This window comes from Vagococcus fluvialis bH819, assembly GCF_900163795.1.
GTDB lineage: Bacteria > Bacillota > Bacilli > Lactobacillales > Vagococcaceae > Vagococcus > Vagococcus fluvialis_A.
On sequence record NZ_FWFD01000009.1, the window covers coordinates 208,276 to 234,007 of the forward strand.

The window sequence follows — 25,732 nt, forward strand, 5'->3', positions numbered from 1 at the left end:
AATAGGTACCTCAAGATTAATCTTGAGGTACCTATTTTTTTAGAATTCTATAAAATTGATTTTATTTAGTTAAAACTGTCACGCACTCAATATGTGACGTTTGCGGGAACATATCAATTGGTTGGACATAATCCGGCGTGTAACCACGTTCTGCATATAGTTTTAAATCACGAGCAAATGTTGCTGGATCACATGATACATAAACAATTTTTTCAGGATTCATTTTAGAACTTGCTTCGATAAAACTTTCTGTTAAACCTTTTCTTGGAGGGTCAACAATAATAACATTTGGTTTAATCCCATCTTCTAGCCATTTTTCGAAAACAAATTCAGCTTTACCTACTTTAAAGTCTACATTCTCAATACCATTAATTTCAGCATTTTTCTCTGCATCATCTATAGCATCTTGGACCATCTCTACACCATAAACATGTTGAACTTGATTTGCTAATGATAAACCAATCGTTCCAATACCGCAATAAGCATCTAAAACAATATCTGATTTTTTTAATTCAGCACGTTCAATAACTTCTTGGTATAAAACTTCTGCTTGTTTTGTATTAACTTGATAAAATGATTTAGCAGAAATATGATACGTATTCCCTAGTAACTGATCTTCGATATATTCTTTCCCGTATAGACGGACAAATTCTTTGCCTAAGATAACATTATTATTTTCAGTATGGATACTTTGAATAATTGAAGTCACATTAGGGACAGCTGCAGTGATTTCTTTACATATTTCTCCAATTTTAAAGATTTTTTTCTTTTTCGTTACCAGAACAATCATTAATTCATTTGTATAATGTCCTTTTCTGATTACAATATTTTTAAGGTTTCCACCTTGTTTTTCTTCATCGTATGGCTTTACATTGTATTGTTCTAAAATAGGTTTAATTGCGATTAAAGCTGCGTCAATTTCTGGTTCTTGAATATAGAAGTCTTCAATCGGAACTAAATCATGACTATTTCTTCTAAAGAACCCTGTTTGAAGACGATCTTCTACCTTGCGCACTGGAATTTGTGCTTTGTTACGGTATTTAGATGGATCCTCCATTCCTTTAACAGCTTTCACTTCCACATTTTCAAACCCACCAATACGTTTTATCACTTTATCAACTTGGTTTTGTTTGAACTCTAATTGAGCTTCATAAGTCATGTGGTGTAATGGCGCAATACCTGTTCTGATCCAATCAGATACAATATCTTCCACACGATTTTCACTTTTGACTTTCCATTGCAATACCTTACCATAAGCGAATTTTTTTGTTATTTTTAAGATTCTTACTTCAACTTCCTCGCCAGGAATAGCATTTTCAACAAAAATAGGATAATAATCAACTTTACCAACACCACGCCCATCATGGGTTAAATCTTCAATTTTTATCCATACTTTGTCATTCTTATTTACAGGTATTACTTTTTTTTCTTTCGTCATATAGTCCGCCCTTTTTCTTTATTCGTTTCCAGAGATTGTTCCATCTCCATTTAAATCTTCGTTCGTTAATTGCTCCATTTCTTTAACGAACTGGTCACTTGCTTCTTCCATATCACCAGACACTGCTGAGTCAGGAATATCATCTAAATTAGCATAAATTTCAATGTGTTGTTTCAAGTTTTCAAATGTCATCGGTGCATCCCCACCATACTCTCCATCTAAATTAATCATCATACGAAAATCTTTGTCTTTTGCTTCTGCATAAAATTTTGATGTTTTTGTATAGATAACACGAGGGTCATTCACATGTTTGCCACCATTAATCATCATGGTCACAAGATGCATTATTTCTAATACATTAGCAGTTTTAACAATAATTAATGAAAATTTTCCATCATCCAATTGAGCATCAGGTGCGATTTGTTCAAACCCACCAATTGAATTGGTTAAGCCTAAGAAAAACATAGAAGCTTTCCCTTCGTAAACGCCCTCATCATAAATCAATTTCATATCAATTGGCTTAACACGAGGTAACATTTCTGCTCCCTTCACTAAATAGGCAAGGTAACCAAAAACACTTTTTAATTGAGAAGGTACTTCGTAAGTTAATTCTGTCAAGTAGCCACCTGCACCAATATTCATAAAATAAGTATCATTAGCTTTACCAATATCTGATTTAATCATTTGATTTTTTAAGATAACCTCAGCTGCTTTAACCACATTATCTCGTGGAATATGAAGAGCTCTCGCAAAATCATTAGTTGTGCCTCCTGGAATAATTGCCATTTTAGGTCGTTCGCTAAGTGGAGCAATACCATTAATCACTTCATTAATGGTACCATCTCCTCCTGCTGCAACAATTAAATCAAAACCTGCTAATCCACAGCGCTTAGCCTCATTCTTAGCTGAAAAAGGTTCTGCTGTGGTAGCGTAGGCACTGGATTCATAACCAGCTTTTTCCATAACATTTAAAATATCTGCTAGATTCTTTTTAAGTAACTCTTTACCAGATGTTGGATTATAAATTAGTCTTGCCTTCATGGCCTTACTCCTTTTTTGACTAGATTATCGTTTCGATAATTCTTCCGTCAATAGTTTATTAACAACACCTGGGTTTGCTTTACCTTTTGTTGCTTTCATAATTTGTCCTACTAGGAAGCCGACAGCTCTTCCCTTACCATTTTTAAAATCTTCAATAGATTGTTCATTGTTATCTAAAATATCATTAATAACTGGCAATAATTGAGCAGGATCTGATAATTGAACTAATCCTTTAGCTTCAACTACTTCACGTGCGTTTCCACCGTTCTCGATTAATTCTTTGAAGACTGTTTTAGCAATTTTTGAACTAATAGTGCCATCTGCGATAACTTCAATCATCCCAGCTAAATTACTAGGTGTTAATTTAGTTTCTAACAACTCTAATTTTGCACTATTTAAGTAAGCTGAAACCTCACCCATCAACCAGTTAGAAGCTTGCTTAGCATCCGCGCCTTCTTCTAAAGTAGCATTAAAGAAGTCTGACATATCACGAGATAGTGTTAGAACCATAGCATCATATTCTGGTAATCCTAGTTCTTTTACATAACGCGCTCGTCTTGCCGCAGGAAGCTCAGGAATACTCTGACGAATTTCTTCAACCCACTCATCTGAAATCTCAATACGTGGAACATCAGGTTCTGGGAAGTAGCGATAATCACTAGCCCCTTCTTTGATACGCATTAAAATGGTTGATTTTGTTGCCTCATCGTATTTTCTTGTTTCTTGTTGAATCTCGCCACCTGATAATAAAACTTTTGCTTGACGTTTTTCTTCATGAATCAAACCTAATTTTACATTACTAATTGAATTTAGATTTTTAAGCTCAGCTTTTGTTCCAAATTTTTCTTGACCATAAGGACGTAGCGAAATATTCGCATCACAACGCATTGAACCTTCTTCCATTTTAACGTCACTGACACCAGAAAACTGGATAATTGATCTGATAGCTTCAAGATACGCTGCAGCCTCTTCTGGTGAGCGCATATCAGCTTCTGAGACGATTTCTATTAATGGTGTTCCTTGTCTATTTAAATCTACATATGAGAAGCCATCTGTACCATGAATGTTTTTACCGGCATCCTCTTCTAAATGGACACGTTCAATACGGATAATTTTCTTTTTGCCCTCAACTTCAATTTCAAGCCATCCGTCATGACCAATTGGCTCATCTGCTTGAGAAATTTGATAAGCTTTTGGGTTATCTGGATAGAAATAGTTTTTACGGTCAAAGTGAGTTGATTGAGAAATCGTACAGTTTAAAGCTAGTGCTGCACGCATACCAAATTCTAAAGCACCTTTATTCATCACAGGTAGGACACCTGGCATACTAAAATCAACTACGTTTGTATTTGTATTAGGATCTGCCCCAAAATGTGCTGCAGAAGATGAGAAGATTTTTGAGTTTGTTTTTAACTCCACATGAACTTCAAGTCCGATAATTGTTTCAAAATTCATTAAGCATTACCTCCTAAAATCACAGGTTTCATCTTATGAAACTCTGTTGCTGCTTCAAAAGCACTAGCTGCTTGATAGATTTTTTCTTCTTCAAAGTAATTACCAATTAATTGCAATCCAATCGGCATTCCTTCAGAAAATCCACAAGGTAAACTAATTCCAGGAAGTCCTGCTAAGTTAACAGGAATTGTTAGCACATCACGCAAGTAAGCTGTCACTGGATCATCTTTATCCGTTCCAAAATCATGAGCGATAGTTGGTGAAACAGGTCCTAATATTAAATCGTAATCACTAAAAACTTGTTTAAAATCATCAATAATTAAGGTTCTGACTTGACCCGCTTTTTTAAAGTAAGCATCATAAAAACCAGAGCTTAATGAAAATGTACCTAACATAATTCGACGCTTAACTTCAGCTCCAAATCCTTCAGATCGGGAATTGATATATACATCTTCTAAATTTGTTATATTTTCAGTTCGGTAACCATAGCGGATTCCATCAAAACGTTGTAAGTTTGATGAGGCCTCTGATGAAGCAATAATATAATAAACTTGTACGCCATAAGGTGAGTGAGGTAAGCTGACTTCTTCCACAGTTGCCCCTAATTCTCGGTATGTTTTAATCGCTTCTTCGATTGATTTTCTAACTTCAGGATCCACGCCTTCTGTCATAAATTCTTTTGGTACACCAATCTTCATTCCTTTAACACTTTCACCAATCAATGATGAAAAATTAGGAATTTCTTTTTTAGAACTTGTACTATCATTAACATCATAACTAGAAATTGCATTTAAAATCATTGCGTTGTCTTCTACATTACGAGTCATAGGACCAATTTGATCTAAACTTGAAGCAAAAGCAATTAAACCAAAACGTGACACACGTCCATATGTTGGTTTCATTCCTACGATTCCGTTATATGATGCTGGTTGGCGGATACTTCCTCCAGTATCTGATCCAAGTGAAGCTGGGATTTGTCCGGCAGCAACACTCGCTGCTGAACCACCTGAAGAACCACCTGGAACTTTTTCAGCACTCCAAGCATTCTTTGTTTTTTTGAAATATGAAGTTTCAGTTGATGAGCCCATAGCAAATTCGTCCATGTTTAATTTACCAACAGGGATCATGTCTGATCCGTAGATGTTTGTCATAACTGTCGCATCATACGGTGGATTAAAATTATGTAGCATTTTACTTGCTGCAGTCGTTAATAAATCTTTAGTTACAATATTATCTTTAATCCCAATTGGAATTCCTGCAAGCGGTTTGTCACTTGAAGGCCCTTTAGCATCTAATTCTTTAGCTATTGCCATCGCTTTTTCTTCATTCAATGTGATAAAAGCTTCTAATTGATTTTCTGTTGCTTCTATTCTAGAAAAAGTTTCTTTCACTACTTCTGTTACTGAGACTTCTTTTGTTTGAATTTTATCTGATAGCTCTTTGACACCTAACTTAAATAATTCGCTCATTATGCGCCTGCCTCCCCATTATCCATAATAGCTGGCACTTTAATAAAGCCATCTTTTGTTTCTGGAACATTTTTTAGTAGTTCTTCACGAGATTCACCAGGAATCACAATATCGTCTCTTAAAACACTGATTTCAGATGCTACATTAGATGTAAATGCGACACCTTCTGTATTTACACCTTCTAATTGTTCTACCATTTCTATAATTTGCCCCATTTGTGTTGTGAAAACTTCCAACTCATTTTCGCTAAACTGAAGTTTGGATAGATTAGCTACACGTTTGACTTCTTCTTTAGAGATTGCCATATTTATTTTTCGCTCCTTACATTACTAATAATCATAATACTTATACATTACACTATTTTATTCAACTTTTGTACTATTTTCAATGGCATCTACCATCTGAATTTCATTCCACACTGTAATTTCAAGTTTTTCTGCCTTTTCAAACTTGCTTCCTGCTTCTTCACCCGCTACAACGATATCTGTTTTTTTAGAAACACTTCCCGTCACTTTTCCACCTAGTGCTTCAATTTTTTCTTTCGCTTCATTGCGACTAAAGTGTGTCAGTTTTCCTGTTAAAACAACCACCTTATCTTTAAAAGGAGACTCTATTTGATTTAAATCTTCTGCAGTTTGTCCTAAATATGCCAAATTAAGTTCTGCACGCTTTAATTCAGAAACTAGCTCATGAACTTCTTCATTTTCAAAATACTTTACCAGACTATCAGCGATCACTGGCCCAATCGCATCGATGGCACTAATTTCCTCTTTAGATGCCTTTATGATCTCATCCAAATATTTAAATCTCTCAGCAATCAACTTAGCTGCTTTAGCTCCTACATGTTGAATCCCTAAACCAAATATTAATTTTTCTAACGAATTATCTTTACTATTTGAAATTGCTGATAAAATATTATTGGCTGATTTCTCTTTAATTTTATCTAACGTCAATAATTCTTCTTCTGTCACAAAGTATAAATCTGCTACATTTTTAATAATCCCTTTGTCATACATCTGCTCTAAAACACGAGGGCCTAAGCCATCAATATTCATCGCGTTTCTTGATACAAAATGGTTGAGTCCTTCTTTAATCTGTGCTGGACACATTGGGTTCATACATCTTAAGGCTACTTCTGATTCAATTCGCTCAAGTTCTGACTCACAAGCAGGGCAATGCGTTGGAATTTCGTATGGTTTACTTGATGGATCTCTTTTATCAACTAAGACACGCGTAACTTCAGGTATGATATCTCCTGCTTTATGGATCATCACTGCATCTAATAATCGGATATCTTTTTCTTTAATTAAATCGACATTATGAAGACTGGCACGAGCCACTGTTGAACCAGCTAATTGCACTGGATCCATCACAGCAGTTGGGGTCACAACACCTGTTCGACCAACCGTCCATTCAATATCTCTAATAACTGTTTCAGCTTCCTCTGCTGGAAATTTATAGGCAATTGCCCATTTAGGAGCTTTCACCGTAAAGCCAATTTCTTGTTGTGCATTGAAATCGTTAACCTTGATTACAATGCCGTCAATTTCATAATCTAACTCATGACGATGATCTAGAAAACTTTCAATGTAGTCCCAAACTTCTTCAATAGACTGGCACAGTTTACGTTGTTGGTTCGTTTTAAAACCTAACGTATCTAATTTCTCTAACGAATCACTTTGAGTACTCATCATAAAATTATCTGTATCAGCTACAGAATAAATGAATGTACTTAAATTTCTTTGAGCCGTTATGCTTGAATCTAACAATCTTAGACTACCTGCTGCTGCATTCCTCGGATTTGCAAAGACGTTTTCACCTGACTGTTCTCGCGTTTCATTCAGTTGAATAAATGATTTTTTTGACATGTAACATTCCCCACGAACATCAACAGTTAAAGGTTCTTTTAACTTCATAGGAATCGATTTAACTGTTTTTAAATTTTGAGTAATGTCCTCGCCAACAGAACCATCTCCCCGTGTTGCCCCTTGTACAAATTGACCATCTTCATAGCGTAAATTAATTGCCAATCCATCAATTTTTAATTCGACCATGTACTCTATTGTAATATCTGTTAGTTTTTTAATTCGCTGATCAAAGCTCAATAAATCTTCTTTATTAAAAGCATTTCCTAAACTCATCATCGGAATATTATGAGTTACTTTAGTAAAACCAGATGAAATTTGTCCACCAATTTTCTGAGTGATTGAGTCAGATGAAACAAGTTCTGGATGAGCTTCCTCTAAAGTTACTAATTGTTGGTATAACTGATCATACTCAGAATCTTCCACAGTTGGTGTATCTAATTCATAGTATTCTTTGGCCCATTTTTTTAATTGTTGATTGCGTTCCAAAAGTTCTGTTTTTACTTGTTCTTTATCCAATTCCTATCACTCCCTTAGTCTACTTTAGTAATTGGTGCAAAGGCAGCTAATAATCGCTTGATTCCTTGTTGTGGAAAGGCTATATCTAATTCTAAGTCTTTACTTGTCCCAGAAACCTTAACAACTGTTCCTACGCCCCATTTTTTATGCTCTGCTTTATCCCCTGGTTTCCAAACACTTGTTTCACCACCCGTTTGAACTTTACTAGAAACCTTAGTATTTTCTGGCTGAATGTAACTAGAACGTGTTTTTCTTTCACCAATTGGCGTTTGTCGAACCACTTTATTTTCACGTCCAAATGATTCCATCACTTTTTCATCAATTTCACCTAAAAAGCGTGAGGGACGGTTGTACTGAGTTCGGCCATAAAGAGTTCGGCTAAAGGCGTTTGTTAAGAATAATTTTTCCTCTGCCCGGGTAATTCCTACATAAGCTAAACGTCGTTCTTCTTCTAATTCATCATTTTCAAGTAAGGCTCTTGATAGTGGAAAAACACCCTCTTCCATTCCCATTAAGAAAACATGAGAAAATTCCAAGCCTTTTGCCGCATGAAGTGTCATGAATGTCACTTGTGTCTGACCTTCTTCTAAACTATCGATGTCAGAAACTAGAGCTAGATCATTTAAAAACAGCGTTAATTTATTTGGTTGTTCTTCTTCTGGCTCTCCACTATCATAGTCACCTATTTCGAAACGCTTGTCGAATTCTTTTGTCACAGATAAGAACTCTTCTAAGTTTTCTAGTCTAGAATGAGCTTCTAAAGTATTTTGCCGTCTTAAATCTTCTCTATAATCACTTTTATCTAGAACTTGTTCTACTAACTCTGTCACACTTAAAAATGAAATCATGTTTTTAAAATCTTCCATCATTGCACCAAATCCAGCTAATTCATTACGCGCTTTCCCAGTAATACCTGTCAAATCGACATCAATTGCTGCTTGAAGTAATGACCAAGAATGAATATCTGCAAAATCACGTAATTTCTGGACTGTCCCAGGTCCTATTCCACGTTTTGGAGAATTAACTACCCGCTCAAAACTCAAAGAATCCATCTCATTAGAGATTACATTTAAATAAGCTAAAATATCTCTAATTTCCTTACGATCATAAAACTTATGTCCACCGACCATTTTATAAGGAACATTAGACTTTAAGAATGTTTCCTCAACCACACGACTCATTGCGTTTGTTCGGTATAAAACACAAAAATCTCCATATTGTTTATTCTCTTCAGCTACTAATTTTTGTATATTAGAGACAATAAATTGTGTTTCATCACGTTCATTTTCACCACGAAAATAAATGATTTTATCACCTTCATCATTATCAGTCCAAAGTGCTTTTTTCTTACGGTTATCATTATTATCAATCACACTATTCGCTGCTTGTAAGATATTTTTACTTGAACGATAATTTTGTTCTAAAAGAATTGTCGTTGCATCTGGATAATCTTTTTCAAAATCTAAAATATTTTGCATATCAGCACCACGCCAACCATAAATACTTTGATCAGCATCCCCAACAACACATAAATTATTAAATCTCTTAGCCAACATATTAACTAACGTATATTGAGCATGGTTAGTATCTTGATACTCATCTACGTGAATATACTGAAACTTATTTTGATAGTACTTTAAAATATCTGGATTTTCTTTTAACAAACGAATCGTTAACATAATTAAATCATCAAAATCCATGGATTGATTTTGACGCAATTCTTTTTGATAACGTTTATAGCAAGTTCCCACAACTTTCTCAAAGAAGCCTGTATAACGTTCTGTATATAATTCTGGTGTTAATAATTCATTCTTAGCATTACTAATTGCACTAATCATACTACGTGGATCATATTTTTTTGGATCAATATTTTCTTCTTTTAAAATTCGTTTCATCAAAGTTAACTGATCACTACTATCTAAAATCGTGAAATTACGATTAAAGCCTATTACATCTACATCTCGACGTAACATCCGAACACACATCGAGTGAAAAGTAGATACCCAGACATCTTCTCCTGTCGTGCCTAAAATATCAACAACACGCTCTTTCATCTCTTTAGCCGCTTTGTTCGTAAAAGTAATAGCTAAAATATTCCATGGATTAATATCTTTTTCATGGATAATGTACGCAATCCTATGAGTTAAAACACGTGTTTTCCCACTACCAGCTCCAGCCATAATTAAAAGCGGACCGTTAATTGTCATTACCGCTTCTTTTTGTTTTTGATTTAAGCCTTGGATGAGGCTATCTTTTTTACTCATGATGTACGAACACCCTTTCTTATCAAATCTTTTCCATTATAGCAAAAAAACCATTATATTTCTTCAAAATGAGAAGATTTTTGCATTAATTCTAGGCTTTTTTACTATACAAAATGAAATAGTAAAATATACAAAAAAAAATGAGGCGATATCGCCTCATTTTCTTAGTTATCAGCAGTTTTTTTCTTTTTAGCTGCTTTTTCACGTTCAGATTTATTTAAAATTTGTTTTCTTAAACGAATACTTTCTGGTGTTACTTCACAGTACTCATCATCATTTAAGAATTGTAATGATTCTTCTAACGTCAATATTTTTGGTTTTTTAATGACAGATGTTTGATCTTTATTAGCAGAACGAACGTTAGTCATTTGTTTGGCTTTAGTAATATTAACACCTAAGTCATTTTCACGGCTATTTTGTCCGACGATCATACCTTCATATACTTCAGTACCTGGTTCAATATAAACAGTTCCACGTTCTTCAATACTCATGATACTATACGTAGTTGCTTTCCCTTGATCAATAGAAACAAGCGCACCGTTACGACGACCACTTACTAATCCAGAAATTACAGGTAAATAAGAATCAAACGTGTGATTCATAATGCCGTATCCACGAGTCAGTGACATAAATTCTGTAGAATAGCCAATTAATCCACGAGCAGGTGCTAAAAAGACTAATCTTACTTGACCGTTTCCTGAGTTAATCATATCTTGCATTTCTGCTTTACGTTGACCTAATGATTCAATAACGCCACCCATGTACTCCTCTGGTGTATCTATTTGAACACGTTCGAAAGGTTCACAAAGAGTTCCATCAACTTCACGATAAATAACTGTTGGGCGAGAAACTTGTAATTCAAAGCCTTCACGACGCATGTTTTCAATTAAAATTGATAAATGTAACTCTCCACGGCCTGATACAGTCCACTTATCTGGAGATTCTGTTTCTTCAACTTTTAGTGACACATCCGTTTGTAGTTGGTTAGATAAGCGTTCTTCAATTTTACGTGAAGTAACGTATTTACCTTCTTTACCAGCAAATGGTGAATTATTAACTAAGAAAGTCATTTGTAATGTTGGCTCATCAATATGTAAGATTGGCAATGCATCTTGGTTATCAACAGGTGTAACTGTTTCTCCAACAAAGATATCTTCCATACCAGAAACAGCAATTAAATCTCCAGCTTTAGCTTCTTGAATTTCTACACGATCTAAACCGAAGAATCCTAAAAGTTTGGTTACCCTGAATTTTTTAACTTCGCCATCAAGTTTCATTAAAGCTACCTGATCCCCGACCTTGATTGTTCCACGGAACACACGGCCGATACCAATACGTCCAACATAATCACTATAATCTAATAACGATACTTGGAATTGTAATGACTCATCACTATTATCAACAGGTGCAGGAATATGTTCTAAGATAGCATCATATACATAGTCCATTGTTGCTTCTTGATCTGCTGGGTCATCTGATAAACTAGTCGTTCCATTCACGGCAGAAGCGTAAACTACTGGAAACTCTAATTGGTCATCATCTGCACCTAATTCGATTAGTAATTCTAAAACTTCATCCACAACTTCTGCAGGACGAGCTGTTGCTTTATCAATTTTATTAACAACAACGATTGGTGTTAATTTTTGTTCTAAAGCTTTTTTCAATACGAAACGTGTCTGGGGCATAGTCCCTTCATAAGCATCTACTACTAAGATAACACCATCTACCATTTTCATAATACGTTCAACTTCGCCACCAAAATCAGCATGTCCTGGTGTATCTAAAATGTTGATATGTTTGTCTTTGTAGTTAATGGCAGTATTTTTAGCTAAAATTGTAATACCACGTTCTTTTTCGATATCTCCTGAATCCATGGCTCTCTCTTGAATTTGTGCATGATCATCAAATGTGTTTGACTGCTTCAACAATTCATCAACCAACGTTGTTTTACCATGATCGACGTGGGCAATAATTGCCACATTACGAATATCTTCTCTTAATTTCACTATTATAGACTCTCCTCACTCTATTAAAACAATAGACAAGCCTTGCTTGCCTAATTTTTCCGACTGCTTATTATAACAAAAAAAACGCCTGAAAAAAAGTGAAAAGTTTTCATTTCACGATTTTTTTTAAAAAATTTAATAATTTACTATTTCATTATAGGTTTTTTCAGTTGCAACAATAAAATATTGCCGCTCACCTAGAACGTCATATTGACTTCCATCGAACTTAGAACATTTTAACCCTAAAGGCTCACTAAGCGCAACCCCTGCGGAAAAATCCCAAGGTGCTAAATTTGAAATATAGCCATTTTGTTTACCTCTAATCACATTGAGAAAATCAAGTCCAGCACACCCTAACATGCGGACTCCCACAGCTTCAGTGGCGATTTCTCTAACTTTAAATATATTGTGACAAAACATTGCCCCGTTAACCCCAATTAAGCCATCTCTTAAACCAATATTTTTTATTTTTTCTACTGGTTTACCATTAACAAAGACTCCTGTTTCACGTCCACCATAAGCGAATTCATCTTTTATAACATCATAAATAAAGCCCAAAATCGGTACATTATCTACAAAAATACCAATCATAATACAAAAATTTTCCTGCTGTTTAACAAAATTTAACGTTCCATCAATTGGGTCAATAATCCAGACTCGTCCTTTTGTATCCTTTAACTGATCTCCTAAACCCTCTTCACCTAATATATGGTCTTCCGGGTAAAATGTTCTGATTTTATTAACTAAAAAAGTTTCAGTTTCTTTATCCACATTCGTAACTAGGTCATGACGGCTGCTTTTTTCTTCAATTTCAATTGGTAACATTAATTTTTCTCGTATTTGATCTGCCGCTTCATTTACCCAGTCAATAACTTGGTTCATCAATGTCTCATTTGTCATTTGTCAAAATCCTTTCTTTTAAGGATACCCGTTTTTTGGATTTTAGCTTGCTTAACTACATGGTATAAAGAATAACCCGAAGCTTCTTCAAAATCTCGACCAAGTTCACGTTCTTCTCCAATACTTTTGACAACGGTTTTAAACTCAGTATAGTTTTTTAGAAAATCCTCAGCCGTGACTTTTTTTTCATAAGCTGCTTCTAAGATACCCCATAAATTCACTACTAAGATCAGTTCTTCTGTTGTCCATTCGGGATTTAACGGATAATTATAATTTTCTTTCATCGTTTCACCTTTTCCTCTTGTAATTCAGTGTATCAAAAAAATAGAATTTGTGATAGTCATATAAGATAAAAAGCTATTTAAAAAATAAAAACAAGGTGGCGGAAGAGCTGTTTACTTCCAATAGCCTGTAAAGTAAACTTTTTATTCCTTGACGATTAAAAATTATTCACATAAATAATTAAGAGGCTGACCTAAAATGGTCAACCTCTTTTCGATTTTAATCTAAATTAATTTTTTTCTTCTTGTAAATCATTATTCCAGCAGCTAAAGGAATTAGTAGTACACCTATAACAAACATAATTGTTGATTTGCTTTCTCCTGTTTGAGGTAGTATTTTTTTACTTGTCACAGTAATCATTGCTGTTTCTTCTTTATCCTCTAGTCTGTATGTTACTTTATAAACACCATCTTTATTTGTATCTACAGTTCCAATTATTTTTATATCCTTAGAAATTTCTGCCCAATTTCTCTCAGTTCCATCTGACATTTTAGCGGTTACAAAATTATCAGATGTCTGCCATTTACTACCGTTAGGAATTGTCGTATTTTTTAATATAATTTGCTGAACTTTAATAACTTCAAAAATACCAACTGTAACATTTGCTGACGCTGACTTATCATCATAAGTATAAGTTACTTTATGTGTTCCTGGCTGATTAGTATCAATTGCCTGTTGATCCACCTTGATATCATTAACAACGTCTTTCCAATAAAGTTTGACACCATTTGATAATAGGATATAGTTAAAATTTTGGGAAGCATCCCATTTTTCACCAATTGGAAGATTAATATCTTTTACTGAAATTTCTTGTACTTTAATAACTTCCATATCTTTTACAGTCACGTTTGCTGTGCCTTGTTGATCTTCATAAGAGTAACTAACTTTATAAACTCCTTGTTTTTGAGAATCTACCACGCCCGTCACTTTAATATCTTTAGCAACTTTTTCCCATGATAGTTTTGTTCCATCTGACATTTCGATATAATTAAAGCTGTTAATTGGCTGCCATTCAATACCTAATGGCAGATTGATATCTTTAAGTGAAATTGCCTGTACTTTTACTACTTCCATCATTTTTACAGTCACGTTCATCGTTGCTTTTTTATTCCCATAAGTATATGTCACCGGATATGTACCAGGTTGTTCTGAGTTCACATCTCCTGTTACTATTAAATCATTAACAACGTCTTTCCATGCAAGTTTTGTTCCATCTGACATTTCTACACCATTAAACCCTAACGAAGCATCCCATTTGGTACCCGTTGGTAAGTTAACATCTTTTACAAATAAATTTTTCACTTCAAGAACAGGAGTGACTTGCTCTTTTTTAGTACTTGATGTTGTGGAAACCTCATCTGTAGCTAAAGAGATCATTGGAGCAGAAAGTGACAGAAGTAACATTGTTATAAATAATCCGCTTACTTTTTTCATTTCACTCATCCTTTCTTTAAATAACTATTTCTTTTCTTAACCTTATTCTACAATATATTATGACAATAAAGCAACTAATATTACAAATAAATTACAAATATTACATTTAATCTATATTTTATATTTACGACACATAAAAAACTCAACAGTACTTTCTACCGTTGAGTTCAAAACTTATATAAGCTTACTATTTTTATATCCTTCTTTTAAAAAATCTAACGTTAAAACTGACATGTCTGTAATAATCTCATCTGCTTCTTTGATGTCAATAGGTGGATAATTTAAATTATTAAAACCAATACAAGTCATTCCCGCTGCTTTTGCTGCAAGAACACCATTTCGTGAATCCTCGATAACAAGACAATTTTCTGGTTTAACACCTAACACTTCGGCTGCTTTCAAGAAAACATCTGGTGCCGGCTTTGAATGCTCTACTTCTTCTCCGGATTGCAATGTATCAAAACAAGTCACAATATCTAACTCAGTTAAATGTTCTTTGATTAATTTTTTACCCGTTGAAGAGGCAACTGCTGTTTTTAAAGGTGAGTCTGCTAAATCAGTGACAACCTTTTTGACACCCGGTATCAGCTCTACCCCTTTTTCTTTAAATAGTTTCAATAAGTATTCAGGTGCTATTTCTTTCAATTCTGCCACTGAAACTGGTAAATCAAACTCTTCTTTAATATGACTCCAAATATAATCTTGTGTCGTTCCGCAATATTTTCTAAAGTGAAGCGGTTCCACTTCTATTCCAAATGATTTTAAAATAAGTTGCTCTGATTCCATATAAAATTTTTCAGAATCAATCAGAACACCATCCATATCAAAAATAATCGCTTCTAATGTCATGTTTATTCTCCTAGATAAATAAAGAGATGACTAAAAAATCATCTCCTTACTATTTTATTTTCAGTTTAGTAAAAATAGGCAGCTCTTTCGGCAACTGGAGGAACTAAGCGCCTTTTTTTACACCCTACTATTTACTTTCCAACCATGTTATCACAGCTGCTAAAGCATCTTTCATACCTGCCGGATTTTTGCCCCCAGCTTGAGCCATATCTGGACGACCACCACCGCCACCGCCAACTTTAGGAGCGATTTCTTTAATTAAGTCACCCGCTTTTAAGCCTTTAGCGTTCATCTCTTTATTCATAGCCACAAGTAAGCTGACTTTTCCGTCTTGGGCTGTTCCTAGAACTAAAATATCTGAGTAGTCGTTTTGTTTCCATTGATCAGCTAATTGGCGTAATTGATTCATATCTTTTACGTTAACTTCAGCGGCAATTACAGTTGCACCATTAACAGTTTGGATATCTTTAAAGATTTGATCTCCTTCAGCATTTGCTAATTTAGATGATAAAGCTTCATTTTCTTTTTGTAACTCTCGTAACTGTTCTTGTAAGGTATTCACTTTTGAAACTGCCTCTTTAAGTTGCGGTGCTTTCACCATATGAGAAATTTCTTTTAACGCCATTTCTTCTTCATGTAAAAGTTCAAAAGCTTCTTTACTTGTTACTGCCTCAATCCGTCTTACACCAGCACCAATTCCTGATTCGGAAACAATTTTGAAGATACCGATATCAGATGTATTTCTAACATGAACCCCACCACATAGCTCAACAGAGTAATCAGAAACACTCACAACACGGACAACTTTACCATATTTTTCACCAAATAATGCCATAGCGCTCATTTCTTTAGCTGTTGCTACGTCTGTTTCGATGGTTGATACTGGAATACTTTCCCAGATTTTTTCATTTACTTTGCGCTCCATTTCAGCCAATTCTTCAGCTGTTACTTGTTCAAAGTGAGTGAAGTCAAAACGTAAGTTACCTGAAGCAACTAATGAACCTGCTTGGTTCGCATGCTCGCCTAATACATCTTTTAAAGCACGGTGTAAAAGATGGGTTGCTGTATGGTTTTTAATAATTTTATTTCGTAACATCTCATCAACAACTAGTTCATAAGTTTGACCTAAGACTAATTCACCAACAACCTCTACTAAGTGAAGTGGTTGACTATTTGGTGCTTTTTTAACATTTAAAACATTCGCTACAATTTCGCCTGACGCTGTTTGAATCGTTCCTTTATCTGCAACCTGTCCACCCATTTCAGCGTAGAAAGGTGTGATATCAAAAACAAGTTGTGCGTCTTTTTGAGACACTTTTTCTTGGATAGCATCCTCTTGAACGATTGCCACTAATTTTGCCGTTGCTTTTGTTTCAGTGTATCCCATGAATTCACTCTCAGCTTTAAGTTCTGATAAAACAGCTGATTGAACATTCATTGAGCTTTCTGTTGAACGAGCAGCACGAGCACGTTCTCTCTGAGCTGTCATTTCAACTTCAAATCCTTCGTGGTCAACTTTAAGGCCTTGTTCTTCTGCCATTTCTTCTGTTAATTCAACCGGGAAGCCATATGTATCATATAATTTAAAGATATCTTTTCCTGCAAGTGTATCTTTTCCTTCTGATTTCATAGAAGCAATTAAATCGGTAATAATTTGTAAGCCATCATTAATTGTTTCATGGAATCTTTCTTCTTCTGTGCGGATAATTTTTTGAATGAACGCTTGTTTTTCTAAAACTTCTGGATAGTAACTCTCCATAATGTTCCCCACAACTGGTACTAATTTATAAAGAAAAGCTTCATCAATCCCTAACTTTTTACCATGCATCACAGCACGACGTAATAAGCGACGTAGCACGTACCCACGACCTTCATTAGATGGTAACGCACCATCACCAATTGCAAACGATACTGCGCGGACATGATCTGCAATCACTTTAAATGATGTTTTTGTCGCTAAATCATCCTCATATTTTTTATTAGCTGACATTTCTTCCGTTGCGTGAATAATTGGTAAGAACAGGTCCGTTTCAAAGTTTGTCGGTGCATCTTGGAAGATCGATACCATACGCTCTAATCCCATGCCTGTATCAATATTTTTGTGTGGTAATGGTTCGTACTCATGGTTTTCTGTGTGATTGAATTCAGAAAATACTAAGTTCCAAATTTCTAAGTAACGCTCATTTTCTCCACCAGGGTAATTCTCTGGATCATCTTCTGACACATCGTTAAATGCTTGACCACGATCATAGAAAATTTCAGAGTCTGGTCCACATGGTCCAGCTCCAATATCCCAAAAATTATCTTCAATATCGATAATTGATTCTTGTGGTAAGCCAACTTCTTCATGCCAAATTCGACGAGTTTCTGTGTCTTCTGGATAGACAGTCACATATAATTTAGATTTATCTAAAGCAAACCATTCTTCGCTTGTTAATAATTCCCACGCCCAATGAATGGCTTCTTTCTTAAAATAATCTCCAATTGAGAAGTTCCCTAGCATTTCAAACATCGTATGGTGACGAGCTGTTTTACCAACATTCTCAATATCGTTTGTGCGGATACTTTTTTGTGAATTTGTAATTTTGGGATTTTCAGGTGTCACAGTACCATCAAAATATTTTTTTAATGTGGCAACACCTGAGTTAATCCATAATAAACTTGGATCTTCAATCGGTACCAAAGAGGCACTTGGCTCTACTTGGTGACCTTTTGATTTAAAAAAATCTAGATACATCTGTCTTACTTCAACACTTGTTAATGGTTTCATCTTTTTTCCTCCTAAAAATAGAAAAAAGCACCTTGCAGTCAAGGACGATTTACGCGGTACCACCTTGATTGCAACGATGCTTTAGCATTCATTACCTCTTAAGTACTTTTTAACGCAAAGTAAGTCGTGATAATTTCTTATCATTTTTGGTAAAGTAGCCAATATTTTTAAGCAGTCTTTCTTTTCACCTGACAGAAAGCTCTCTTCACTGCTGACAAAATTTGTTCTTTACTCGCTTATCAAATTATAATGAAAAGAATTAACTCTGTCAACTGACTTATTTTTATTTAAAATTTTGTAGATTAAAATAATAAAACATCATTTATTTAAATACATTGATAAAAAATTTGACACTATAGTTTTATATTTGTCTGGATTAGTGCTATAACTCATTCCATGTTTTGCACCTTCAAAAATAACAAGTTCACTTGGTCCTTTTGTTGCTTCTTTTAATTTATAAACGAATTCTGTAGGAACAAAATCATCCTCATCTCCATGAATTAAAAGCAACGGTAACTTATTCTTTTTAAGTTGATCTACTGCACTGGCTTCTTTAAAAGAATAACCTACTCTTAATTTAGTATAAATAGATGTCAGTGGGATTAATGGAAATGCCGGCAAATTAAACATTTCATTTATTTGATAGGTTAATTCATTTTGGACAGTGTCATAACCACAATCAGCGATAATTGCTTTTACTTGCTTAGGTAATTTTTCTCCGCTAGTCATCATAACTGTTGAAGCTCCCATACTTACACCAAATAAAATAATTTCTTCATCTACGCCTTGACGCGTGATGATTTCATCTATCCATTTAACATAATCTTTTCGGTCCAACCAACCAAAACCAGTATAATCACCCTCACTTTTTCCATGACCTCGATTATCTGGAACCAGAACGTCATAACCTAAATCATAAAATAGTTGTGCATATCTTCCCATTGCGTTTCCTTCGCTCATATAACCATGAGCAACAATGACTGTTTTGTTTGTTGGCTTTTTATTTGTTATCAATTTTGCTTGTAACCTTAAATTATCTTCTGATTGTACAGTTATTGTTTCCAATTTTTTATCTGCAAACAACCAGTTTTTAGCCATATTTTCTTTACTTTCTGATTTAATAAACTCTTTTTCTCCTGAAACAATCGCATAATTAAATAAATAGTTAACACCGACACCTAAGACGACTGTTACTAAAACCAAAAGACTTAAAATAATTATTATTAGTTTTTTTTTCATAGATATCTCCTTAAACATGTTATGATATAAGTGTTAATAAAACTTGAAAAGGATGGTTCTCATGATCTCAATTATTTTTGATAATCGACAATGGGTAAAAGCAGCTTCTTATTACTTAAGAACACTAATTTTTGTTCAAGAACAAAAAATTTCACCTAAAGCGGAATTTGATGCCTATGATTCCGATCAAACGAATTATCTTGTCATTTTTTACGATAAGACACCGATTGCCACTGGTCGATACCAACAAGATGATATAACAACTGTTAGGCCAGACCGAGTTTGTGTTAAACGTGAATGGCGAAAAAAAGGGCTTGGACGTCGTGTTATTTTAGAACTTGAACAACAGGGCCGCAAAAACAGCTGTACACTTTCACGAATTCACGGTGAAAAACAAGCCGTTCCTTTTTATGAAAAACTGGGCTATCAGGTTGTTTCTGATGAATTTATTGAAGATGGTATTATTTGCGTTAAACTTGAGAAGAATATCTTTTAAAATAACAAAGAGACAAGTCACAATCTAAAAATAGTAGATTGTACTTGTCTCTTTTAGATTTAATAATCTTGTTTTCTTGATTTTCTCTTTGCACGATCTGTTTGACGACGATCGATTTTACGTTTTTGTTTCTCATTATCATCAATAGCATATTGTAATTTTTTCTTGTAAGCTGGTTTTACTTTTTTCTTTTTCTTCTTAACTAAACCAATCATTGAAATATCTAATTGTTTCTGTGATTTTTCACGTTTTTCACGACGATTACGGTCATATGAATCGACAATTTCTCCACCACGGATCACTTTAGGATGAAATTCGATACCTAATTTTTCTAATTCAGCCAGTTGATTTTCATCACTTGGTTGATACAATGTAATGGCAGTTCCTTCCAATCCATTACGACCAGTACGACCGACACGGTGAATAAAGAATTCCAAATCAACTGGAATTTCTGCATTAATAACATGAGAAACACCCTCAATATCAATTCCGCGAGCAGCTAAATCAGTTGCCACAACAAATTGATAATCCAAATTTTGGACGTTCTTCATGACACGTTTTCTTTCACGTGGAGGAATATCTCCATGGATGGTTGCCACTTTTAAACCTTGTTCTTTCAAATAAGCTGCAATTTCATTTACACGTTGTTTAGTGTTAGCAAAAACCATAACTAAATAAGGTTGTCCAATGTTTAATAATTGATAAATAACTTTATTAACATCTTGTCCCTTTGTTGAAATAGCCCAATTATCAATTGTATCTGAAATAACAGATGAAGGTTTAATATGTTCCACAACAGGATTGCTCATGTATTTCTTTAGAAACGGTTGTAATTTATTTGGAATCGTTGCTGAAAAGACTAACATTTGTAAATCTTTAGGAAGTGTTGCTGCAATTTTATCAACATCTTCTAAAAATCCCATGTCTAAAGTCATATCAGCCTCATCCACAACAAAATGATTAGCTGTAAATGTTTTTAATGATTGACTGTTTACTAAATCTAAAATCCTACCAGGTGTACCAATTACGATATGCGGTTGACTTGATTTAAGTTTCTCTATTTGACGTTTTTTATCTGTTCCTCCAACATATTGAGACACTCTAATTTCATTTGGAGAGTGTTTAGCAATTTGAAGTGCAGCTTGATAAATTTGCTCAGCTAACTCACGACTTGGTGTTGTAATAATTCCTTGAACTTCATCTTTTTCAGTATCCACTGCATTCATCATTGGTAGTAAGAATGTATGTGTTTTTCCAGAGCCTGTTTGTGATTGACCCACTACGTTTTTCCCATTCATAATAACTGGGATTAGTTTTTCTTGTACTGCTGTTGGTTTAAGAAATTTCTTTTCATCTAAAGCGTTCATTATAAATTCTTGAAAATTATATTGTTTAAATAAATTCATTCTTTCACCTTCCTTCTCTTTTTTTTACCCTTTGGCATTATAGCACATTTTAAAAGAATAGTTTTAAAATGATTAAGATAAACACAAAATAACTTAAAATTGAATACGTTAAACTACTTGTTGTGAACTCTTCATCTGCTCCATAACTTCTCGCTAAAATCGGCATAGCATTTTGAACAGGCATGGCTGATTGTAGAATAAAGACATTTAACATTAAAGGAGGAACGGGTATAACCCATGATAACAGGTAAACCACTAAAGGCGAAATAAAGTATCTCCCTAAAAGGACACCTGCTACATCTTTATTCATTTTGATATTTTTAATCCCAGTTTGATAAATAATAATTCCAATCACAAATAAGGAAAGAGCTGTTGTCATCCCACCTACATAAGTTGAAAAATCAAACAAAGGCTTTGGTACATCGATTCCTGTTAGTAACCACATTATTCCCACTACAAATCCCATTAAAGCAGGAGAAAGTAATTGTTTTAATAATTTTTTAAAGCTAAATTTGGCTTTTTTTATATCAATTTCAGGATTATCATTGGCAATTAAAAGAATGCCTATCGTAAAGAAAAAGGTTGTGTTACACATATAATAAAGCAAAGCATATGGAATTGCTTTTTCTCCAAAAATCGCCATATTTACTGGTAACCCCATAAAAATAGTATTTGCTGCCGTAAACATAGTCATAAAAGAACCACGTCTAGTTATGGGGACCTTCGTTACTTTGGCATAAATAAAGCTAATGCCAAATGTAATGATAATAGATGTAAAGGGTAAAGCAATTCCCTTAAATAATTCTAAAAACTCTGATCTTGTAAATTTTTGTGTCATATTTAAAAACATACTTAAAGGCAATGTGATATTTAAAACTAATTTAGAAAAAACGTCTGCCGTATGATTATCAAACCACTTTCTCCAAGTTAAAATATAACTTAGCAAAATAATCGCAAAAACGACTAAAATATTTAAATAAGCTGCAATCATTTAGTTTAATTCAACCTCCTGACCATTCTTTATATAGATTCTTGGCAATCTATCGGTTAAACCACATGTTATTTCATAATTAATTGTCTTAACAAATTCAGCTCCCGATTGAATTGAATTGAACGTTCCTTTGTTTTCACCAAAAATGGTTACTATTGTTCCAGTTTTATATTCTTGATCTAATCTAATCATGCATTGATCCATACAAATCCGCCCAACAATTGGACATTTTTTTCCATCTACTAAAACATGAAATCCTTGAAAATCACGAACCAAACCATCAGCATAACCAATTGGCAGTGTTGCTATCCACTCAGATTCTAATGTTTCATACGTTGCTCCATAACCTATTTTTTCACCTCTCGGTAATTTTTTTATATGAATGATTTTGGTTTCCAAACTTAGCGCTTGCTTTAACTTGAATGGTTCTTCTAATTCATTACCTGAAGGATTCATTCCATACATGGCATCTCCAAAACGAATCAAGTTACTCTCCCAAGCACCATGCCATAAAGCTGTTGCTGAATTAGAAGTATGGATATACTTCATTTCTCTTCCAAAAATGTCTAACGCATTAACAAACCTTTTTTTCTGTAGCTCTACATAAGAAAAATCTTGAGAATCTGCCTTAGAAAAATGAGTAAATATCCCTTCAAACTCTATTAAAGGATTATTCTCTAATATTTTTTTGGCTTCTTTCATTTCTGATTCTTCTCTTAATCCTATTCTTCCCATACCAGTATCAATTTTTAAGTGAATTTTAATCGGGCTTTTTACTTTTTTATCTAGTAACATTAACCATTCTAGAGAAGTTGCTGTTAATGTAATATCATGTTGAATAGCTTTATTTATGTATTCAATTTCCACATAACTCAAAACAATAATCGGTTCCTTTATCTCAGCTTCTCGTAATTCTAGGGCCTCATTTAAATTAGAAACACATAAACCTCTCGCCCCAGCTTTTATTGCAGTTTTAGCAGTTGCGACGGCTCCATGTCCATAGCCATTAGCTTTTACAACAGCATATAACGTTTGAGAAGAATTTAGTCTCTTTATTTCTTCTTTGATGTTAAAATCTATGGCATCTAAATTTATTTTTAATCGACTTGATCGATAAGTACTTGGTATCATCCTCTTCTCCTCTTTTCACTTTTACTATTTTAATAGAATGGTTAGTTAGTTTGTCTACCATATCAATAAAAAAGAGACTGACGTTTGGGTCAGCCTCTTTTGGTTAATTCTTTGGTGCAACACCTATTGCTACAGCTTTCTCTCCAAGGTGAGTCCCTACCACTGGACCAAAATCACATATAACTACATCTAAATCTGGATATTTCTCTAATAAATTAGATTCAACTTGTGTGGCTATTTCGTAATTATTACAATGAATAACATAAAAAGAACTATTTTCGGGGTTGCTTTTTATTTCATTTAGAACGATTTCTTCAATTCTATTTAAAGCTTTTTTTTGTGAACGTATTTTTTCACTTAAAATAATATTTCCTTCTTTAAAGCAAAGTATTGGTTTTATTTTTAAAAGGGTGCCAATTACTGCTGCTCCATTTTTTAAACGACCTCCACGAACTAAGTGGTTTAAATCATCTACAACAATATAACCTTCAACCAGCTCTCTAACGACTGTTAATTTATCTGTAATTAATTCCGGTTTCATTTCCGGTTCATTTACCATATCAAGAGCAATTTCCACCATTTTCCCCATTGGTCCGCTCGTTAATAGTGAGTCAAATGGATAAATGGTGATATCCTCTACTTCACTAGCAATACTCTTCAAAGAGCTAATAAATCCAGAGATACCTGATGACATATGAATGCTTATAACCGCATCATAGCCTTTTTTAGCAATTTTTTCGTAAAGTTCAAAAAGTTCACCAATTGATGGTTGTGATGTTTTAGGAAAATTTTTGGCATTATTTAATAGATCGTAGAAGCCATCCACATGAATGTCTATTCCTTCATTATAAACAGTTTCATCAATAATCAATGGTACTGGTACGATGAATAGATCTTCACGACTTCGATAGTCATCTTTTAAGAAAACGGTGCTATCCGTGACGACTGCAATTTTCATTATTATTATTCCTCTATTCTTTTATCTTTCGGGTAAATTACACCTAGCATTCATTATAGAGTTCTATTTTCTTAATGTAAAGAAAAAGAATGACGAATTATTTACTCAAAAAACTCTTAATTGCTTCGCTATTAGCAGCTGTATCGATTTCTAAAACACTTCCTGCATGATCGTAATAACCATCACTCCAAGTGCCTTCAACAGGTACTGTTAATATTTCTAAGGGTTTGTGACTACTAAATAAGTAACTTGATCCTGCACCTGGATAGAAACTAAATGGGATATCAGTTTGTGTATAGCCTTGAACTTTCCCAACCGCTTCAGGAAAACGCCAGGCATTTAGCGGATTAAATCCTTGTTTTAATAAAGCTGTCATAACTTGTTGTTGTCGCCTTACTCGACCAAAATCACTTTCCTCATCTTTTCTAAAACGGGCATATTGAAGTGCTTGTTCCCCACTCATTTTTTGTGGTCCCTTCTTGATAACAGTCCCTTCGACTTCCAAGTCTTTTTCAGCATCAATTTGTAAACCTGATGGCGCTAATGTATCAACAATTTTGGGAAAAGAGTCAAAATTAACAATAGCGTAATATTGAATTGGAATGCCAAATGTTTCTTTGACAGTTTTCCGAACCAATTCAGGTCCCCCATACGAATAAGCCGCGTTTATTTTATTACTTTCCAAACCATTATCAGTTGGAATTGAGACATAGGTATCACGCATAATAGAAACTAATTTTGGTTGCCTATTTTTCTTATCATAATGAGCAATCATGATTGAGTCTGATCGCCCTTGATCTTCACCACGAGAATCACTTCCAAGGAGTAAAATATTAGTCGAGCCATCGCCACTTTTTTCTCCTAAAAAAGTCCCTACATCTGCTTGTTTATTATTTTTATCAAACTTAGTAGCCATTATACCTTTTAAATAACCAAATAAACCTAATACCAGAAGAATTATTAGAAACCACAGAACTATTCGACCTTTTCGTTTCTTTTTCTTAGGTTTTTTTATCTGTTTTTCAATTGGTTGTTGTGATTGATTTTTTACTTCCGATTCAATTTTTTTGTTGGTTTTCTTTTTTGCTTCTTTTTCAAGTTCTTCTTGACGTCTTTTATCCATTCTTGTCATATTCGCCATTTAGATCCCTCTCTTAGTCTATAAATAAAATCTAATTAAGGATAAACTATTTTGAAAAATAAAGGAATAGAAAGCTCT

The 25,732-nt window shown here is 34.1% G+C and carries 20 protein-coding genes; 1 reads left to right on the forward strand and 19 read right to left on the reverse strand.

The features are described from left to right. Positions 1-61 precede the first annotated feature (61 nt). From rlmD to FM121_RS07380, 14 genes are all read right to left on the reverse strand, one after another. Positions 62-1,438, reverse strand: coding sequence for a 23S rRNA (uracil(1939)-C(5))-methyltransferase RlmD (gene rlmD, locus FM121_RS07310; RefSeq protein ID WP_086951516.1), 1,377 nt, complete (start codon positions 1,436-1,438; stop codon positions 62-64). An 18-nt stretch (positions 1,439-1,456) separates the two neighbouring features. Continuing rightward, positions 1,457-2,479, reverse strand: coding sequence for a diacylglycerol kinase (locus FM121_RS07315; protein ID WP_086951517.1), 1,023 nt, complete (start codon positions 2,477-2,479; stop codon positions 1,457-1,459). A gap of 24 nt (positions 2,480-2,503) precedes the next feature. Then, positions 2,504-3,934 carry an Asp-tRNA(Asn)/Glu-tRNA(Gln) amidotransferase subunit GatB gene (gene gatB, locus FM121_RS07320; protein ID WP_086951518.1) on the reverse strand — a complete coding sequence of 477 codons (1,431 nt, stop codon included), beginning with the start codon at positions 3,932-3,934 and terminating at the stop codon, positions 2,504-2,506. Next, entirely contained in the window at positions 3,934-5,403 is a 1,470-nt protein-coding gene (gene gatA, locus FM121_RS07325) for an Asp-tRNA(Asn)/Glu-tRNA(Gln) amidotransferase subunit GatA (protein WP_086951519.1), read from the reverse strand. Before gatA ends, gatB begins: the two co-directional genes overlap by 1 nt. Continuing rightward, positions 5,403-5,708: an Asp-tRNA(Asn)/Glu-tRNA(Gln) amidotransferase subunit GatC gene (gene gatC / locus FM121_RS07330; RefSeq protein WP_086951520.1), complete on the reverse strand. Its 306-nt coding sequence runs from the start codon at positions 5,706-5,708 to the stop codon at positions 5,403-5,405. Before gatC ends, gatA begins: the two co-directional genes overlap by 1 nt. A gap of 57 nt (positions 5,709-5,765) precedes the next feature. Beyond that, positions 5,766-7,787 carry an NAD-dependent DNA ligase LigA gene (gene ligA, locus FM121_RS07335; RefSeq protein ID WP_086951521.1) on the reverse strand — a complete coding sequence of 674 codons (2,022 nt, stop codon included), beginning with the start codon at positions 7,785-7,787 and terminating at the stop codon, positions 5,766-5,768. Between the two features lie 14 nt (positions 7,788-7,801). Beyond that, complete coding sequence (pcrA, locus tag FM121_RS07340) at positions 7,802-10,051, reverse strand: DNA helicase PcrA (RefSeq protein WP_086951522.1); 2,250 nt, start codon at positions 10,049-10,051, stop codon at positions 7,802-7,804. A 164-nt stretch (positions 10,052-10,215) separates the two neighbouring features. After that, positions 10,216-12,057, reverse strand: coding sequence for a translational GTPase TypA (gene typA / locus FM121_RS07350; RefSeq protein ID WP_086951524.1), 1,842 nt, complete (start codon positions 12,055-12,057; stop codon positions 10,216-10,218). Between the two features lie 135 nt (positions 12,058-12,192). Continuing rightward, entirely contained in the window at positions 12,193-12,957 is a 765-nt protein-coding gene (locus FM121_RS07355; protein ID WP_086951525.1) for an inositol monophosphatase family protein, read from the reverse strand. Continuing rightward, positions 12,954-13,241 (reverse strand): UPF0223 family protein, encoded by a 288-nt coding sequence (locus FM121_RS07360; RefSeq protein ID WP_086951526.1) that lies wholly within the window; start codon positions 13,239-13,241, stop codon positions 12,954-12,956. The genes FM121_RS07355 and FM121_RS07360 overlap by 4 nt, the downstream gene beginning before the upstream one ends. Before the next feature lie 217 nt (positions 13,242-13,458). Next, positions 13,459-14,673, reverse strand: coding sequence for a bacterial Ig-like domain-containing protein (locus FM121_RS07365; RefSeq protein ID WP_179203816.1), 1,215 nt, complete (start codon positions 14,671-14,673; stop codon positions 13,459-13,461). A 174-nt stretch (positions 14,674-14,847) separates the two neighbouring features. Continuing rightward, on the reverse strand, positions 14,848-15,522 hold the full coding sequence (locus FM121_RS07370; protein ID WP_086951528.1) for an HAD family hydrolase: 675 nt from the start codon (positions 15,520-15,522) through the stop codon (positions 14,848-14,850). A gap of 127 nt (positions 15,523-15,649) precedes the next feature. Beyond that, entirely contained in the window at positions 15,650-18,292 is a 2,643-nt protein-coding gene (gene alaS, locus FM121_RS07375) for an alanine--tRNA ligase (protein ID WP_086951529.1), read from the reverse strand. A 318-nt stretch (positions 18,293-18,610) separates the two neighbouring features. Beyond that, complete coding sequence (locus FM121_RS07380) at positions 18,611-19,531, reverse strand: alpha/beta hydrolase (protein WP_086951530.1); 921 nt, start codon at positions 19,529-19,531, stop codon at positions 18,611-18,613. A 61-nt stretch (positions 19,532-19,592) separates the two neighbouring features. Here FM121_RS07380 and FM121_RS07385 point away from each other — a divergent pair, with 61 nt between their 5' ends. Next, the gene (locus FM121_RS07385; protein ID WP_179203817.1) at positions 19,593-20,027 is read left to right on the forward strand and encodes a GNAT family N-acetyltransferase; all 435 of its coding nucleotides are present in this window, start codon (positions 19,593-19,595) and stop codon (positions 20,025-20,027) included. A gap of 59 nt (positions 20,028-20,086) precedes the next feature. Here the strand turns inward: FM121_RS07385 and FM121_RS07390 are convergent, their stop codons facing one another. The 5 genes from FM121_RS07390 to FM121_RS07410 all read right to left on the reverse strand — a co-directional run bounded on the left by FM121_RS07390 (position 20,087) and on the right by FM121_RS07410 (position 25,654). After that, complete coding sequence (locus FM121_RS07390; protein WP_086951532.1) at positions 20,087-21,433, reverse strand: DEAD/DEAH box helicase; 1,347 nt, start codon at positions 21,431-21,433, stop codon at positions 20,087-20,089. Between the two features lie 49 nt (positions 21,434-21,482). After that, the gene (locus FM121_RS07395) at positions 21,483-22,424 is read right to left on the reverse strand and encodes an AEC family transporter (protein ID WP_086951533.1); all 942 of its coding nucleotides are present in this window, start codon (positions 22,422-22,424) and stop codon (positions 21,483-21,485) included. After that, the gene (alr, locus tag FM121_RS07400) at positions 22,425-23,555 is read right to left on the reverse strand and encodes an alanine racemase (RefSeq protein ID WP_086951534.1); all 1,131 of its coding nucleotides are present in this window, start codon (positions 23,553-23,555) and stop codon (positions 22,425-22,427) included. A 103-nt stretch (positions 23,556-23,658) separates the two neighbouring features. Further along, positions 23,659-24,513: a DegV family protein gene (locus FM121_RS07405; protein WP_086951535.1), complete on the reverse strand. Its 855-nt coding sequence runs from the start codon at positions 24,511-24,513 to the stop codon at positions 23,659-23,661. 97 nt (positions 24,514-24,610) lie between these two features. Further along, positions 24,611-25,654, reverse strand: coding sequence for an LCP family protein (locus tag FM121_RS07410; protein WP_256958426.1), 1,044 nt, complete (start codon positions 25,652-25,654; stop codon positions 24,611-24,613). Between the last annotated feature and the right edge of the window lie 78 nt (positions 25,655-25,732).

Excerpts from the sequence above, each read along its gene's own strand:
- rlmD (WP_086951516.1), bottom strand. The coding sequence starts at position 1,438 with ATGACGAAAGAAAAAAAAGTAATACCTGTAAATAAGAATGACAAAGTA.
- FM121_RS07315 (WP_086951517.1), bottom strand. The coding sequence starts at position 2,479 with ATGAAGGCAAGACTAATTTATAATCCAACATCTGGTAAAGAGTTACTT.
- gatB (WP_086951518.1), bottom strand. The coding sequence starts at position 3,934 with ATGAATTTTGAAACAATTATCGGACTTGAAGTTCATGTGGAGTTAAAA.
- gatA (WP_086951519.1), bottom strand. The coding sequence starts at position 5,403 with ATGAGCGAATTATTTAAGTTAGGTGTCAAAGAGCTATCAGATAAAATT.
- gatC (WP_086951520.1), bottom strand. The coding sequence starts at position 5,708 with ATGGCAATCTCTAAAGAAGAAGTCAAACGTGTAGCTAATCTATCCAAA.
- pcrA (WP_086951522.1), bottom strand. The coding sequence starts at position 10,051 with ATGAGTAAAAAAGATAGCCTCATCCAAGGCTTAAATCAAAAACAAAAA.
- FM121_RS07355 (WP_086951525.1), bottom strand. The coding sequence starts at position 12,957 with ATGACAAATGAGACATTGATGAACCAAGTTATTGACTGGGTAAATGAA.
- FM121_RS07360 (WP_086951526.1), bottom strand. The coding sequence starts at position 13,241 with ATGAAAGAAAATTATAATTATCCGTTAAATCCCGAATGGACAACAGAA.
- FM121_RS07365 (WP_179203816.1), bottom strand. The coding sequence starts at position 14,673 with ATGAAAAAAGTAAGCGGATTATTTATAACAATGTTACTTCTGTCACTT.
- FM121_RS07370 (WP_086951528.1), bottom strand. The coding sequence starts at position 15,522 with ATGACATTAGAAGCGATTATTTTTGATATGGATGGTGTTCTGATTGAT.
- alaS (WP_086951529.1), bottom strand. The coding sequence starts at position 18,292 with ATGAAACCATTAACAAGTGTTGAAGTAAGACAGATGTATCTAGATTTT.
- FM121_RS07380 (WP_086951530.1), bottom strand. The coding sequence starts at position 19,531 with ATGAAAAAAAAACTAATAATAATTATTTTAAGTCTTTTGGTTTTAGTA.
- FM121_RS07385 (WP_179203817.1), top strand. The coding sequence starts at position 19,593 with ATGATCTCAATTATTTTTGATAATCGACAATGGGTAAAAGCAGCTTCT.
- FM121_RS07390 (WP_086951532.1), bottom strand. The coding sequence starts at position 21,433 with ATGAATTTATTTAAACAATATAATTTTCAAGAATTTATAATGAACGCT.
- FM121_RS07395 (WP_086951533.1), bottom strand. The coding sequence starts at position 22,424 with ATGATTGCAGCTTATTTAAATATTTTAGTCGTTTTTGCGATTATTTTG.
- alr (WP_086951534.1), bottom strand. The coding sequence starts at position 23,555 with ATGATACCAAGTACTTATCGATCAAGTCGATTAAAAATAAATTTAGAT.
- FM121_RS07405 (WP_086951535.1), bottom strand. The coding sequence starts at position 24,513 with ATGAAAATTGCAGTCGTCACGGATAGCACCGTTTTCTTAAAAGATGAC.
- FM121_RS07410 (WP_256958426.1), bottom strand. The coding sequence starts at position 25,654 with ATGGCGAATATGACAAGAATGGATAAAAGACGTCAAGAAGAACTTGAA.